The following is a 13,223-nucleotide window of genomic DNA, read 5'->3' as shown; positions in this document are numbered from 1 at the left end:
TAGCAACGCTTGAGAGGCAACGGTCGGCATTGTGGGCGACTGGCACTGTACGCAATCCAGAATATATCTCTGACAGGTCTTTCGTTTGAAAGACACCGACGCGCGCCCATCGCCGCAACATTTTCACCAGGGAGAATTTTTCATGAAGGCAATCGTTGTGACAGACGAAGCTGCAGGAAAAGGCGGGATGCGTCTGATGGAGCGGCCGATGCCGCAGGCAGCGATAAATGATGTCGTTGTTCAGGTTCATGCATCGGGATTCACCGGAGATGAGCTGACATGGCCGCCGACCTGGTACGATCGCCTCAACCGCGACCGAACACCGTCGATTCCGGGGCACGAGCTGGCCGGAGTGGTTACCGCTCTCGGCTATGGCACGACGGGGCTGTCAGTCGGACAGCGGGTGTTCGGTCTCACGGACTGGACTCGCGACGGCACGCTGGCAGAGTACGTGGCCGTTGAGGCACGCAACCTCGCGCCGCTGCCGGGCGACGTCGACTTCACAGTTGGGGCAAGCCTGCCGATGCCAGGCCTGACTGCATGGCAGGGACTGTTCGAGCACGGCCGGCTCCGGTCCGGACAGAGCGTCCTCGTGCACGGCGCGGCCGGCGTAGTCGGATCGATGGTGGTCCAGCTTGCACGTGAGTACGGCGCCTACGTCATCGGCACCGGACGCGCCGCGCACCGTCAGACCGCACTCGACTTCGGCGTGCAGGCGTTCGTTGACCTCGAGAATGACGCACTGGAAGACATCGGTGGCGTCGATCTGGTTTTCGATGTCTTCGGTGGAGACATCGCGAAACGGTCTGCGAGCCTGATTCGCGATGGAGGAACGCTGGTGACTATCGCCGGGCCGACCGACGCGCGGCCTGCGCACGGCATCGTGGTCGACTTCGTCGTCGAGTCCGATCGAGCTCAATTGAGCAACATCGTCCAGCGCGTGCGGGACGGACGACTGCGGACGAACATCGGCACGATCTCGACCCTCGATGATGCGATCGCCACCTTCAACGGGACCCGGCGGATCAACGGGAAGACGATCATCCGCGTTCGGCCGTGAACGGCACGCACCTGTCGAATATATCCTGAGCGGCAGCGGGCCGTTCCGGATAGCGGCCCCCAATCGCATTCAACGCATGGGCTACGTCGCGCCGGTGTCCGCGCACACCCTGAGAAACGTTTTCAAAGCCTGCCAGATCCCGGCAAGGACTTCCCCCCGCCGCTACGCCGGCTGGCTCGACCTGAACTGCGTCAGGGTATCAATCTGTATTGTCATTCCGACGTCTGTTCACCGGGCGGATCGCAATGCCCCTGGGCAATGGCGCGCGCTCGCGCGCGAGTCTGTGATGAGCGAATTTTTGCTTTGCCCTATGGGTACAGCCTGGAAGACGCGCTAAAGGCGTCGCCGCAAAGCGACCGCTCATTCGCACAAGCGACTTGATCCTTTTCGACGTTTCATTGAGTAAATCGAGGCTCCAAATCGGTATGACGGAGGCCTACAGTGGAGACTCCTATTCACCCGATGAAAGAGGCGCCACATGAGCCGTATTGCAATTCCCGCCATCGAGTCTGCCACGGGCGTCACCGCTGACATCTATGCACGGGTCAGGTCGATTTCCGGTGGCCGCATCCCGAACACGTACGCCGCGCTGGGCTATCTTCTCCCGACGTCCTTGAATGCGGTGCTCGACGCTCAACGCACATTGGACATCGGCGGCCTGAGCCGGCAAGAGCTCGAAACCATCAAGCTATTGGTCAGTGCGAAAGCGGGTTGCGACGTTTGCGTGGCCGCCCACAGTTTTGTGGGCAAGAAAGTGGGCCTGCCGATCGACGCGTTGCGTGCCATTCGCGCGGGGCAAGCGACGGGTGACGCCAGGCGCGATGCGCTGGTGCGTTTCGTGACCTGCCTGCAGACCACTAGCGGCACGATCGACCAGGACGAGCTTACTGCCATCCGCGCGGCCGGCTACACCGATACCCAATTGGCAGAAATCTCTCTGACCATCGCACTCGGTGTGTTCACCAATACGTTCAATCGTATCAACAGTACCGACATCGACTTTCCACCCGTCGAGTAAGTCACCTTGCCGGGCGCATGGCATCACATGTCCAGTTGCTCCCGGCACCTGAAGGACGTAAAGGAAGCGAATACAAGAGAGCGACTTATGACCACACAAGCCTTCGAATTCGATGGACCACGAGGCTACCGGCTTGCCGGAAGATTGGAACTGCCTGACGGCCAACCACAGGGCTGGGCGATACTCGCCCACTGCTTTACATGCGGCAAGGACAGCCAGGCTGCCACTCGCCTGTCACGCGCCCTGGCCGCGCGTGGCATTGGCGTGTTGCGTTTCGAGTTTTCCAGACTGGGAAATAGCGAAGGAAGCCTGGCCGACGCGACTTTCGCCGCGCATGTGGAAGATCTGGTCGCGGCCGGCGACGCGATGACCAGAGAAGGCAAGTCGCCGTCCATTCTTGTGGGCCATAGCTTGGGTGGCGCGGGCGTCTTGATGGCGGCGGGCGAGATGCCGGGCATTCGCGCAGCGGCCACGCTGGGTGCGCCCTTTAATATCAGCCATGTCCTGCACCGGTTCGACCCGCAAAGCATTCAAGCTAACGGGATGCAGGAGGAAGTCGAGTTATTGCTGGCCGGTAGGCCGTTCTTCGTGCGTAAGAGCTTTGTAGACGATCTGGCGTCGCGGATCGCCCGCTTGCGAATTCCATTGCTGGTCCTGCATTCACCTCTGGATGCGACGGTCGATATCGAGAACGGCGCGCGCATTTTTGCGGTTGCGAAACACGCCACGAGCTTCATTTCCCTGGACAGCGCCGACCACCTGCTTACGCGCCGCACCGATGCAGACTACGCCGCCGCAAGGATATCCACCTGGGCCAGCCGGTATCTGGTTTCCGGACCTTGAATGGTCAATGCAGCTGCTTGAAGCATTCAAACAACGGAAAATCCCACAATGTGGGTATAAAGTTCGCAGATATTTGTTCGGGATTCGTGGCGTCGCAAATACAGGCCTTTTTGCACGCCGACCACAACCGCAACCCTAAAGACAGAATGGCCTTTGGCCATATCGTCAAAATACGATATAAGATTCGGCTCCTGACGATGCAGGTGCGCAGCGCCAGCCGTCAGATGTCCGATTGATCCTGTATCCGCTGTTAGCCGAACCAATGCAGTCCCAATGACGCTCGATATCGACGCGATCCACAAAGCGCTCGCCAACCCGGTGCGCCGCGAGATTCTCGCGAAGCTACGCGACCCTGCCCGGCATTTCGCCGATCAGGAGTTGCCGCTGGATCACGGCGTGTGCGCAGGAAAGATCGACGCGTGCTGCGGCCTGTCGCAGTCGACGGTGTCCGTGCATCTCGCGGCGCTGCAACGCGCCGGGCTCGTCACTGCAAAGCGGGTTGGCCAATGGGTCTTCTTCAAGCGCAACGAAGAAGTGATCAAGGCGTTTCTCGAACAGATGAACTCGGACCTTTGACGGCGGCAGCCGCACCCGCAGCGGCGCCGCACAGCCGTAACACACCAGCCACGGGCGCAAGCCCAACCAGACGAGGTAATCCCGAATGCCGACACTTTTCGATCCGCTACAGATTGGCGATCTCACATTGCCGAACCGCGTCATCATGGCGCCGCTCACGCGCCAACGCGCCGGCGACGTCCGCGTGCCCAATGCGTTGATGGCTGCGTATTACGCGGAGCGCGCCTCTGCCGGGCTGATCCTGTCGGAAGCGACCTCGGTCACGCCGCAAGGCGTCGGCTATGCGGCAACGCCGGGCATCTGGTCGCAAGAACAGGTTGATGGCTGGAAGCTCGTCACCGAAGCGGTGCATGCCGCCGGCGGCAAGATCTTCCTGCAACTGTGGCACGTCGGCCGCGTGTCCGATCCGATCTTCCTCGACGGCGCACTGCCGGTCGCACCGAGCCCGATCGCGCCGGGCGGCCATGTGAGCCTCGTGCGTCCGGAGCGTCCGTTCGTCACGCCGCGCGCGCTGGATCTCGAGGAAATTCCGGGCATCGTCGCGGCTTACCGCAAGGGCGCGGAAAACGCGAAGCTGGCCGGCTTCGACGGCGTCCAGGTGCACGGTGCGAACGGCTATCTGCTCGACCAGTTCCTGCAGGACAGCACCAACAAGCGTACCGATCAGTACGGCGGCCCGATCGAAAACCGCGCGCGCCTGATGCTCGAAGTGGTCGACGCGTGTATCGCCGTGTGGGGCGCGAACCGCGTCGGCATGCACCTCGCGCCGCGCGGCGACTCGCATACGATGGGCGATTCGAACGCGGCTGCGACTTTCGGCTATGTCGCGCGCGAACTCGGCAAGCGCAAGATCGCGTTTATCGCGGCGCGCGAAGCGGTCGGCGACGACCGCATCGGACCGCTGCTGAAGAAGGAATTCGGCGGCCCGTACATCGCCAACGAGAAGTTCACGAAGCAAAGCGCCCAACAGGTGCTCGACGCCGGCGACGCCGACGCGGTGGCCTGGGGCAAGCTGTACATCGCAAATCCGGACCTGGTGCGCCGCTTCGAGCTGAACGCGCCGCTCAACGAGCCGGATGCGTCGACGTTCTACGCAGCAGGCGAGAAGGGCTACACCGACTATCCGTCGCTGGCAGCAGTCTGATCGGCCGCGCAGCCTGTTATCCACGGCTGCGCATGCGAAGATGCGCCCGGACTGGTTCCGGGCGCTTTCGTTTGCAGGGCAGCATAACGCCTGCGGGGCCACGCCCGCTTGACGCCGCGGCCCACACGGCTACACTCGCCGCATCCGCCCGGGTCTTGCGCCGCGCGCTCACGCGAGGCAACCGAAGCAACCGAACCACCTGATGCATCCGACACACCCGGCACACACCATGCGCCGTGTAAACCGCACCACGTCACCCGCCCCCGCCCCATCCGCCGCGGGACACGCCCAACGCCATCACGCCCCGCCCGCACCATGGATCTGATGCACCTGTTGCAGACCGCCCTGCACTTCGACCGCAACCTCGGCAGCCTGATTGCGCAGTACGGCACCGCCGTCTACGCGATGCTGTTCGCGGTCGTGTTCGTCGAGATCGGCTTCCTGCCGCTGTTCTTCCTGCCCGGCGACCCGCTGATCTTCATTTGCGGCGCCTTCGCGGCCACCGGTGCACTGAACGTATGGCTGGTCGTACCGGTGCTGTTCGCCGCGACGGTGGCCGGCAGCATCGTCTGCTATCTGATCGGCCGCGCGCTCGGCGACAAGCTCGGTGACAACATATACAGCGCGCACTACCGATGGCTCGACCGGCGTGCATTGCAGCGCGCGCATACGTTCTACGAAGCACGCGGCGGCCTGACTTTCCTGATTTCGCCGTTCCTCGCGGTAGTGCGGACTTTTGCGCCGTTCGTCGCCGGTGTGGCGGGCATGACGTTCGCACGCTTCGTGGCTTTTGCAACGACCGGCGCGGCGTTGTGGATCGTGTCGCTGGTCGCGGCGGGTTATCTGTTCGGCAACGTGCCGCTGGTGCGCGACCATATGAGTTCGATCGTGCTGCTGGGCGTGGCGCTCGGCGTCGGCTCGCTGGTGCTCGGCGCGCTGTGGCGGCAGGTTCAGGCCTGGCGCCGCAGAGCCTGATGGGCCCGGCCCGCGCGCCACGCCCTATCCGTCACGTTTCGAACAACGCGGTATAGCGGCGCTGCATTTCCTCCGGCGTCAGCGTTTCGAGGTGCCCGCCCAGCAGCCATATATGCCCAAACGGATCGCGCACCGACGCGGTCCGCTCGCCATAGAACTGGTCCTGCAGCGGCCGGATCGCCACCGCACCCGCGCTGAGCGCACGCTCGAACATCTGGTCCACGTTTGCCACGTGCAGATGCAGGCGAAAGCCGATGGCGCCCGACGCCGCCGGCGCATCGATGCCGTATTCCGGAAACGCATCGGCGAGCATGATGGTGGCCGGGCCGATTCTGATCTCGGCGTGACCGATCCGGCCGCTGGGTTCGGTCAGGCGGAACAGTTCGACAGCGCCGAATGCGCGCGCATAGAAATCGATTGCTTCGGCAGTGTTGCGCACGCTCAGGTAAGGGTAGACCTCGTGCACCTCGTTCACTTCGCTCATGGCAACCTCCGTGTGTCGGCAGCGACGTGCCGCGTCAGCTCGAGCGCAAAGTTCAATGCGATTCTGGCCGCGTTTCATCCGATGCCGGGTAGTCACGCACCACGCCGCGCATCACGCATCGCGGGTGAAATCCGTCTGATCACAATAGACTGTATGCGGCACTTTTTCCGCCATCGCTATAATGACCCGTCCCGGCCACCGCTCGCGCGGCCCACTGCAGCATGATCACCGGAGAAGATCCGATGGCCCTATCAGGTTTGCTGGTCTTCGCGCTGGCGCTGGTCGTCGCAGCCGGCTCGCCCGGTCCGAGCATCGCCGCGCTGGTCGCGCGCGTGATGACCGGAGGACTGCGCAGCGTACTGCCCTTCCTTGCCGCGATGTGGCTCGGCGAAGCATTGTGGCTCGGCTGCGCGGTAGCCGGTCTTGCGGTCCTCGCGCATACCTTCGCGCTGGTGTTTACCGTGCTGAAATTTGCCGGCGTCGCGTACCTGCTGTGGCTTGCATGGCGGATGTGGTTCGCCCCGGCCGACGTGCATACCGACGCACTGCCCACCCACCGCTCGCCATGGCGCATGTTCGGCACCGGCCTCGCCATCACGCTCAGCAACCCGAAAATCGGCATGTTCTATCTGGCGCTGGTGCCGACCCTCATCGATCTGTCGCACGTCGGCGTGCTCGCGTGGCTCGAATTGACGCTGACGATGCTTGCCGTCCTGAGCGCAGTCGACCTCGGCTGGGCGCTCGTCGCGCACCGCGCGCGCAAGCTGCTGACGAGCCGGCGCGCCGTGCGCGTCGCGAATCGCACCGGCGCGGCCATGATGGCCGGCGCCGCCGCGGCAATCGCCACGCGTTAACCGCGCGCGCCGCTGCCCGCACCGGAACCGGAGCCGCCCGTTGACCAATTCGCTGCTTTCGTACGTGCAGATCAGCCGCGCGGCATTCGTGTCGCTTGGCCGCGAGCTCGCCGCGTGGAAACCGCCGCTACCGCGTGCGCTGTTCGCCGCCGAAGCAGTGTTGTCGGTGGCCTTGTCGGTGGCGCTCGCGCACTGGCTGAACCTGTCGAACACCTGGTGGGCCGCGATCAGCGGCTTCGCGGTGATGCAGGTGAGTTTCAGCGGCTGTCTCGAACGCGCGATGCACCGCGTGCTCGGCACGCTGCTCGGCGCGCTGCTCGGTGCGGTGATCGGTCCGCTGATCGGCGATCGTCCGTGGCTGTTCATTCCCGTGCTCGGTGTAATCGGCGGCTATTGCGTCTACCGCGCCAACGGCACGGCGTTCACCTACGCATGGGTGCTCGGCGGCATTACGTCGATGATGGTGACCTACGAGGCGCACGCACTCGCTTCGCTGGAAAAAACCGCGTCGTTCGCGGTGCTGCGCGTCGCGGAAGTGCTGGTCGGCACGCTGTGCTGCGTGCTGGTTGCGACGCTCTTTCACTTCGGCATCCGCTGGTATCGGCGCGTACGGCCCGCGGCGCCTTCTGCAACCGCCGCGGCCGCCGCGCAAGCGGCTGCGGCCGCGCCGCCACAGCAGGCGGTACAGGCCGCCCGCGTGCTGCTCGGCGTGCAGTCGGGCCTGGCGATCGCGATCATCGCGTCGCTCACTTATGCGCTGAAACTGCCCGGCTTCCAGCAGGCTCTCGTCACCGCAGTAGCGGTGATGGTGCTGCCGGTCGCGTCGCTCGTCGTACCCGACCAGCGGCCCGTCGTACAGAAGATGGTGCAGCGGCTGATCGGCTGCCTGCTGGCCGGCGCGCTCGGCGTCGCGCTGCTGCCGCTGATGAACGGCCAGATGCTGCTATGCATGGCCGCGCTGTCGTGCGGCATATGTCTCGGCTGCCACGTGCAGACCGGCAGCGCGGGCGCGAGTTACGTGGGGCGGCAGTTCACGATCGCGTTCATCATGGTGTTCGTCCAGGATCACCAATGGTCGGCTGATCCGATGCCGGCGCTGCTGCGGCTGGCCGGCATCCTGATCGGCATCGTGGTGCTGGGCGCGGTCATCCTGGCAAGCGCGAACCTGCCGCCGCTGCGCATGCCGGACGAAGCAAACCCGTAAGCGCAGCGCGCGGCTTTTGCGCTGCTTTTGCGCTACTTGCCGGCCTTTTGCCGCGCCTCTTCTGCCGCGGCCTTGTAGTCGTAGGTCGGATAGAACTCGGTGCGATACCCGCCCCACGCGGTTTCCTCGACCACCCGATTGACCTCGCGCAGACGGTTGGCGGGCACGCGCAGCGTGACCACCTGGCCGATGCCCATCATCACGTACCACGACACCACTTCGACGCCCGCTGGCGGGAACGCCTTGTAAAAACCTTGCCTCGCGAGCTGCTGGTTGATTTCGGGCAGCGTTTTCGACTCGTCGTGCTTGAGGAAGATGGTCAGCAGGAAGGTGCCGTCGCCGACCGGCGTCGCAACCGGCGCGCCGCCGGGGCTCGTTTGCACAGGTTGAGCAGTTTGCGCGATGGCGGGCACGCTGCTCGCGGCCACTGCCAGCAGACTGATCGCCGCGATCAGCTTTCGGACTGAATACATCGATTTCTCCTGGAACATGGATGGGGTGAACAGGCAGCGCTCTTTATACCGGAATCGGATGGGCGTTGCTGCCCCGTTTTCAGCCAAGGTTCGCAGAAGGCAAATCAGGAGGAATGCGCGGAGCGCAGGCGCGTGCGCGCGGGGCACTGACACGGACGCAGCGCGCGCGGCCTGGGCCTGCGCGATGCAGCTGCGCCGTATGAATCAGGCCTTCGGAAAGCAGAAACCGAAGTCCTCGCACCCCGGACAACCCGGCGCGGGTCCCGGCGTGCGCCCTTTGGCAAGCGCAAGCTGTTGCGCGAGAAAGCGCTTCCAGCGCAGGTTGTCGTTGTTACGCGCGACGAGCCGCGGATAGTGCCGCGTGAGGATCTCGGTGACATCCTCGCGGCCCGTCAGGCCGAGGTCGCGCCACAGGTGATCGGGCCGCAGGCACGCAGTCGCGATGATGGTAGCGAGGCACCACGCGTCGATGGCATTGGCGACCGGCGGCCGTTCATGCCGCAACAGCAGCTTGCGCAGGTCGTCGACGAACGGCTGGTGCTGTGCGTCGGCAATCCGTTCGGGGAAAGCTTCGATTTCGACCGCACCGGGGAAGTGGCGCGCGGTGAGCGCGCCAAGCATGTCGCGCGCGAGCCCGAGATGCAGCAGTTCGCCACTCGCGAGCTTCGCACCGATCAGGCGCGCGAAGGCCACCGTATCGGCATCCGTGCGCTTCGGCGCACTATTGAGCAGAATCGTGACGCACGCATCGCGCGGCACCCTGTCGTGTTCGGTCGGCAAGATCGTCATGTTCGAGCACCCCGAAGTGCGGTCGGCGCGTCGTGTGTGCCGGATCGTTCCGGTCCGCGCGCTGACTCGTCTGCACAATACCCCGAAAATGGCTGCCACGCGAATTTTCCAACCTCGCAGGCGCGCTGCCGAGCGCGGGTGTGCGCAATCCGGCCGGCCTCGTACGTACCGTTCGCCGGTCACGAACGATCGCTTTCCAGCCCGATCTGTACCCCAGCCCAGCCACCCGTCACATCTTCTTAACAATATGTGATCTAAATAATTGCAGGGTCGCGTCGATAACCAGTGACGGAGTTATCTAAACGCGGAACCCGACATGCTGAGTTCGTACAATCCTGCGCTGGTCGCCCTTTCGATCGCCGTCGCCACGCTGGCGTCCTACACGGCGCTCGACCTTGCCGGCCGCATTTCGCTGCTGGCGGCGGCGCGCCAGCGTCACCGGTGGCTGGCGGGCGGCGCGGCGGCGATGGGAGTCGGCATCTGGTCGATGCACTTCATCGGCATGCTGGCCTTCTCGCTGCCGATCCCGCTCGGCTACGACCTGCCGATCACCGGCGCGTCGCTCGGCATCGCGATCGTGGTGTCGTATTTCGCGCTGGCGGTCGTCACGCAGCGCGCGCTGACGCCGCGGCGCCTGGTTGGCGGCGGGATCCTGATGGGCTTCGGCATCGCCGGCATGCACTACTGCGGGATGGCCGCGATGCGCATGACGCCCGCGCTCCACTACCATCCGGGCCTGTTCGCGGCGTCGCTGGCGATCGCGATCGGCGCGTCGCTGGCCGCGCTGTGGATCGCCCACACGCTGCGCGATTCGAGCCAGCGCCGCATTCTCGCCAAACGCATCGGCGCCGCCGCGGTGATGGGCGCGGCGATCGCCGGCATGCACTACACCGCGATGGGCGCCGCCGACTTCCCGCCCGGCGCGATCTGCGGCGCCCTCACCGGCGCCGATCCCAGCGTCGCGTCGAGCGCCAACACGCAGTGGCTCGCCACCACGGTGATCCTGTTCACCTTCGGGATTCTGGTGGTCACGCTGGTGCTGTCGCGGCTCGACGTGCGCGCCACCTTTCTGGCCGGCTCGGTAACCACGCTGAACAACCAGATCGTGCGGCTCGCGACCTTCGATACGCTGACCGGCCTGCTGAACCGCGCGTCGCTGACCGAACGCATCGAACGCGCGATCCACGTGTCGCGCGCGCGCAATACGCTGTTCGCGATCCTGTTCATGGATCTCGACGGCTTCAAGACGATCAACGATTCGCTCGGCCACGCGTTCGGCGACGAAGTGCTGAAAGCCTTCGCGCAACATCTGCAGCAATGCGTGCAGGCATCGGACACGGTCGCGCGGCTGGGCGGCGACGAGTTCGTGATCCTCGCCGAAGACCTCGCGACTCCGCAGGACGCGACGCAGCTCGCCGAAACCATCCTCACCCGGATGCGTCACGGCATCGTCGCGGACGGCCAGCCGCTGCAGGTGATGCCGAGCATCGGCGTCGCGCTGTTCCCGCAGGACGGCGAGACAGTCGACACGCTGCTGCGCCACGCCGACGCCGCGATGTACGAAGCCAAGCGCGACGGCCGCAGCACCTATCGGTTTTTCGAAGCGCGCATGAACGAAGCCGCGCTGCGCACGCTGAAGATCCAGCGCGCGCTGCACGAAGGCATCGGCAAGGGCTACTTCTCGCTGCACTTCCAGCCGAAATTCCGCAGCGAGAACGGTGCCGTAGCCGGCGCGGAGGCGCTGATCCGCCTCGATCATCCGGAGATCGGCCAGCTCGCGCCGATGGATTTCATTCCGATCGCGGAGCGCTCCGGCCAGATCGTGCAGATCGGTTACTGGGTGGTGCGCGAGACCTGCCGGCAGATTCGCCGCTGGCGGGCCGCCGGCCTGCCGCCGCTGAAGGTGGCGGTCAACCTGTCGCCGCGCCAGATGCAGCAGCAGGATCTGGTCGACGCGCTGCTCGAGATCGTGCGCTCCGAAAACGTGCCGAGCGAGCAGCTGATGTTCGAGATCACCGAAAGCGTCGCGATGCAGGACGCGCCGAAAACCATCGCGATGATCCGCGAGTTCCAGAAGAACGGCTTCGAGATTTCGATCGACGACTTCGGCACCGGCTATTCGAGCCTCGCGTATCTGCAGCGTTTTCGCGTCAAGCAGCTGAAGATCGACCGCTTCTTCACCAACGGTCTCGACGACAACGGCCACGAGGGCCGCGCAATCGTATCGGCGATCATCGCGCTCGCGCACTCGCTGGAAATGGACGTGGTGGCCGAAGGCGTCGAAACCGAGTCTCAGCTCGACACGTTGCGCGGCATGCAGTGCGACGAAATGCAGGGCTTCCTGCTCGGCCGGCCGCTGACCGCCGACGCGTTCAGCGCACTGATGCTCGAGCAGCTGACCAAGCCCGGCGCGGCGCTGATGAATTAATTTCTTGACTTCGCGCGTCACCGAACTAATATACGCACCGCGTATATCAACCACAAAAAGGTGACCCGAATGACCGTTCCGCAACAAGCCTTCCTGCGCGACGCGATGCGCCGCATGAACCTCACGCGGGACGGCTTCGCCAGCCGCATCGGCGTGTCCCGCCGGGCGCTGGACACATGGCTGCTGCCGGACGACTCGCAGGAATCGCGGGCCATGCCGGAGATCGTCGAGCGCTTTGTGTCGGAAATCGTCGTCCATTCCGATACGCCCGACCGATATACGCAAAGCGTAGACTCCAAGCAGTCGCTCGCCAGCCAGATCCTGTTCGAAGGCAAGCCGCAACTGCTGTCGGTCGACCAGTTCTCGCGCGACTCGGTCGAGGCGCTGTTTCGCGTGGCGGACATCATGCAGCCGATCGCACGGCGCCGCAAAATCTCGCGCGTGCTCGAAGGCGCGGTGCTCGGCAATCTGTTTTTCGAAGCCAGCACGCGCACCCGCGTCAGCTTCGGCGCGGCGTTCTGCCGGCTCGGCGGCTCGGTGTGCGACACCACCGGTTTCACGTTTTCGTCGATGGCCAAGGGCGAATCGATTTACGACACGAGCCGCGTGATGAGCGGCTACGTCGACGCGCTGGTGATCCGCCATCCCGACCAAGGCTCGGTGGCCGAATTCGCGCGCGCCACCAACCTGCCGGTGATCAACGGCGGCGACGGCCCCGGCGAGCACCCGAGCCAGGCGCTGCTCGATCTGTACACGATCCAGCGCGAGTTCTCGCGTCTGGGCAAGATCGTCGACGGCGCGCATGTGGCGCTGGTCGGCGACCTCAAGTACGGACGCACCGTGCATTCGCTGGTCAAGCTGCTGGCGCTGTACCGCGGCATCAAGTTCACGCTGATCTCGCCGCCGACGCTCGAAATGCCCGCCTATATCGTCGAGCAGATTTCCCGCAACGGCCACGTGATCGAGCAGACCCACGACCTGACGAACGGGCTGCGCGGCGCGGACGTCGTCTATGCGACGCGAATCCAGAAGGAACGCTTCAACAACGAATCGTTTGAAGGCTACACGCCGGACTTCCAGATCAACGAGGCGCTGGTCGACACCATGTGCGGCCCGGACACGCTGATCATGCATCCTTTGCCGCGCGACAGCCGGCCGGGCGCGAACGATCTGAGCACCGACCTGAATCACGATGCGCGGCTCGCGATCTTCCGCCAGACCGACAACGGCATTCCGGTGCGCATGGCGGTGTTCGCGGTGCTGCTCGGGGTCGAGAATCTGGTCCAGCATTCGATGCGCGACGCCGCATGGCGGCCGCCGGTCTACCTCGGTCCGGACGATGCGGTGTTTCACGGCATCGACTGATTCACGCAGA

General features: G+C 64.6%; 13 protein-coding genes. 10 read left to right on the top strand and 3 right to left on the bottom strand.

Annotated features, from left to right (window positions below; genetic code table 11):
* Positions 1–142: 142 nt before the first annotated feature.
* From ACYVNQ_RS22450 to ACYVNQ_RS22425, 6 genes are all read left to right on the top strand, one after another.
* Positions 143–1,060 (top strand): NADP-dependent oxidoreductase, encoded by a 918-nt coding sequence (locus tag ACYVNQ_RS22450; protein ID WP_460904879.1) that lies wholly within the window; start codon positions 143–145, stop codon positions 1,058–1,060.
* Positions 1,061–1,538: 478 nt separating this feature from the next.
* The gene (locus ACYVNQ_RS22445) at positions 1,539–2,078 is read left to right on the top strand and encodes a carboxymuconolactone decarboxylase family protein (protein WP_460904878.1); all 540 of its coding nucleotides are present in this window, start codon (positions 1,539–1,541) and stop codon (positions 2,076–2,078) included.
* Between the two features lie 87 nt (positions 2,079–2,165).
* On the top strand, positions 2,166–2,921 hold the full coding sequence (locus ACYVNQ_RS22440; protein ID WP_460904877.1) for an alpha/beta hydrolase family protein: 756 nt from the start codon (positions 2,166–2,168) through the stop codon (positions 2,919–2,921).
* 273 nt (positions 2,922–3,194) lie between these two features.
* Entirely contained in the window at positions 3,195–3,497 is a 303-nt protein-coding gene (locus tag ACYVNQ_RS22435) for an ArsR/SmtB family transcription factor (protein ID WP_460904876.1), read from the top strand.
* 85 nt (positions 3,498–3,582) lie between these two features.
* On the top strand, positions 3,583–4,641 hold the full coding sequence (locus tag ACYVNQ_RS22430) for an alkene reductase (RefSeq protein ID WP_460904874.1): 1,059 nt from the start codon (positions 3,583–3,585) through the stop codon (positions 4,639–4,641).
* 315 nt (positions 4,642–4,956) lie between these two features.
* Complete coding sequence (locus tag ACYVNQ_RS22425; protein WP_460904872.1) at positions 4,957–5,616, top strand: VTT domain-containing protein; 660 nt, start codon at positions 4,957–4,959, stop codon at positions 5,614–5,616.
* Positions 5,617–5,647: 31 nt separating this feature from the next.
* Here ACYVNQ_RS22425 and ACYVNQ_RS22420 read toward each other — a convergent pair whose 3' ends face one another.
* Entirely contained in the window at positions 5,648–6,100 is a 453-nt protein-coding gene (locus ACYVNQ_RS22420) for a VOC family protein (RefSeq protein ID WP_460904870.1), read from the bottom strand.
* A 242-nt stretch (positions 6,101–6,342) separates the two neighbouring features.
* Here ACYVNQ_RS22420 and ACYVNQ_RS22415 point away from each other — a divergent pair, with 242 nt between their 5' ends.
* A complete protein-coding gene (locus ACYVNQ_RS22415; RefSeq protein WP_460904868.1) occupies positions 6,343–6,954 on the top strand; it encodes a LysE family translocator in 612 nt (203 codons plus the stop codon).
* 40 nt (positions 6,955–6,994) lie between these two features.
* A complete protein-coding gene (locus tag ACYVNQ_RS22410; protein WP_460904866.1) occupies positions 6,995–8,158 on the top strand; it encodes an FUSC family protein in 1,164 nt (387 codons plus the stop codon).
* 32 nt (positions 8,159–8,190) lie between these two features.
* Here the strand turns inward: ACYVNQ_RS22410 and ACYVNQ_RS22405 are convergent, their stop codons facing one another.
* On the bottom strand, positions 8,191–8,631 hold the full coding sequence (locus tag ACYVNQ_RS22405) for a hypothetical protein (protein ID WP_460904864.1): 441 nt from the start codon (positions 8,629–8,631) through the stop codon (positions 8,191–8,193).
* 204 nt (positions 8,632–8,835) lie between these two features.
* A complete protein-coding gene (locus tag ACYVNQ_RS22400) occupies positions 8,836–9,420 on the bottom strand; it encodes a nitrogen fixation protein NifQ (RefSeq protein ID WP_460904862.1) in 585 nt (194 codons plus the stop codon).
* Between the two features lie 316 nt (positions 9,421–9,736).
* Here ACYVNQ_RS22400 and ACYVNQ_RS22395 point away from each other — a divergent pair, with 316 nt between their 5' ends.
* A complete protein-coding gene (locus ACYVNQ_RS22395; RefSeq protein WP_460904860.1) occupies positions 9,737–11,848 on the top strand; it encodes a putative bifunctional diguanylate cyclase/phosphodiesterase in 2,112 nt (703 codons plus the stop codon).
* 69 nt (positions 11,849–11,917) lie between these two features.
* Positions 11,918–13,213, top strand: coding sequence for an aspartate carbamoyltransferase (locus tag ACYVNQ_RS22390; RefSeq protein WP_460904858.1), 1,296 nt, complete (start codon positions 11,918–11,920; stop codon positions 13,211–13,213).
* The last annotated feature ends 10 nt before the right edge of the window (positions 13,214–13,223 follow it).

This window comes from Paraburkholderia jirisanensis (assembly GCF_054782355.1).
The sequence above is the reverse complement of the archived record's forward strand: the minus strand, read 5'-3'. Positions and strand labels throughout refer to the sequence as shown.

Excerpts from the sequence above, each read along its gene's own strand:
- ACYVNQ_RS22450 (WP_460904879.1), top strand. The coding sequence starts at position 143 with ATGAAGGCAATCGTTGTGACAGACGAAGCTGCAGGAAAAGGCGGGATG.
- ACYVNQ_RS22445 (WP_460904878.1), top strand. The coding sequence starts at position 1,539 with ATGAGCCGTATTGCAATTCCCGCCATCGAGTCTGCCACGGGCGTCACC.
- ACYVNQ_RS22440 (WP_460904877.1), top strand. The coding sequence starts at position 2,166 with ATGACCACACAAGCCTTCGAATTCGATGGACCACGAGGCTACCGGCTT.
- ACYVNQ_RS22435 (WP_460904876.1), top strand. The coding sequence starts at position 3,195 with ATGACGCTCGATATCGACGCGATCCACAAAGCGCTCGCCAACCCGGTG.
- ACYVNQ_RS22430 (WP_460904874.1), top strand. The coding sequence starts at position 3,583 with ATGCCGACACTTTTCGATCCGCTACAGATTGGCGATCTCACATTGCCG.
- ACYVNQ_RS22425 (WP_460904872.1), top strand. The coding sequence starts at position 4,957 with ATGGATCTGATGCACCTGTTGCAGACCGCCCTGCACTTCGACCGCAAC.
- ACYVNQ_RS22420 (WP_460904870.1), bottom strand. The coding sequence starts at position 6,100 with ATGAGCGAAGTGAACGAGGTGCACGAGGTCTACCCTTACCTGAGCGTG.
- ACYVNQ_RS22415 (WP_460904868.1), top strand. The coding sequence starts at position 6,343 with ATGGCCCTATCAGGTTTGCTGGTCTTCGCGCTGGCGCTGGTCGTCGCA.
- ACYVNQ_RS22405 (WP_460904864.1), bottom strand. The coding sequence starts at position 8,631 with ATGTATTCAGTCCGAAAGCTGATCGCGGCGATCAGTCTGCTGGCAGTG.
- ACYVNQ_RS22400 (WP_460904862.1), bottom strand. The coding sequence starts at position 9,420 with ATGACGATCTTGCCGACCGAACACGACAGGGTGCCGCGCGATGCGTGC.
- ACYVNQ_RS22395 (WP_460904860.1), top strand. The coding sequence starts at position 9,737 with ATGCTGAGTTCGTACAATCCTGCGCTGGTCGCCCTTTCGATCGCCGTC.
- ACYVNQ_RS22390 (WP_460904858.1), top strand. The coding sequence starts at position 11,918 with ATGACCGTTCCGCAACAAGCCTTCCTGCGCGACGCGATGCGCCGCATG.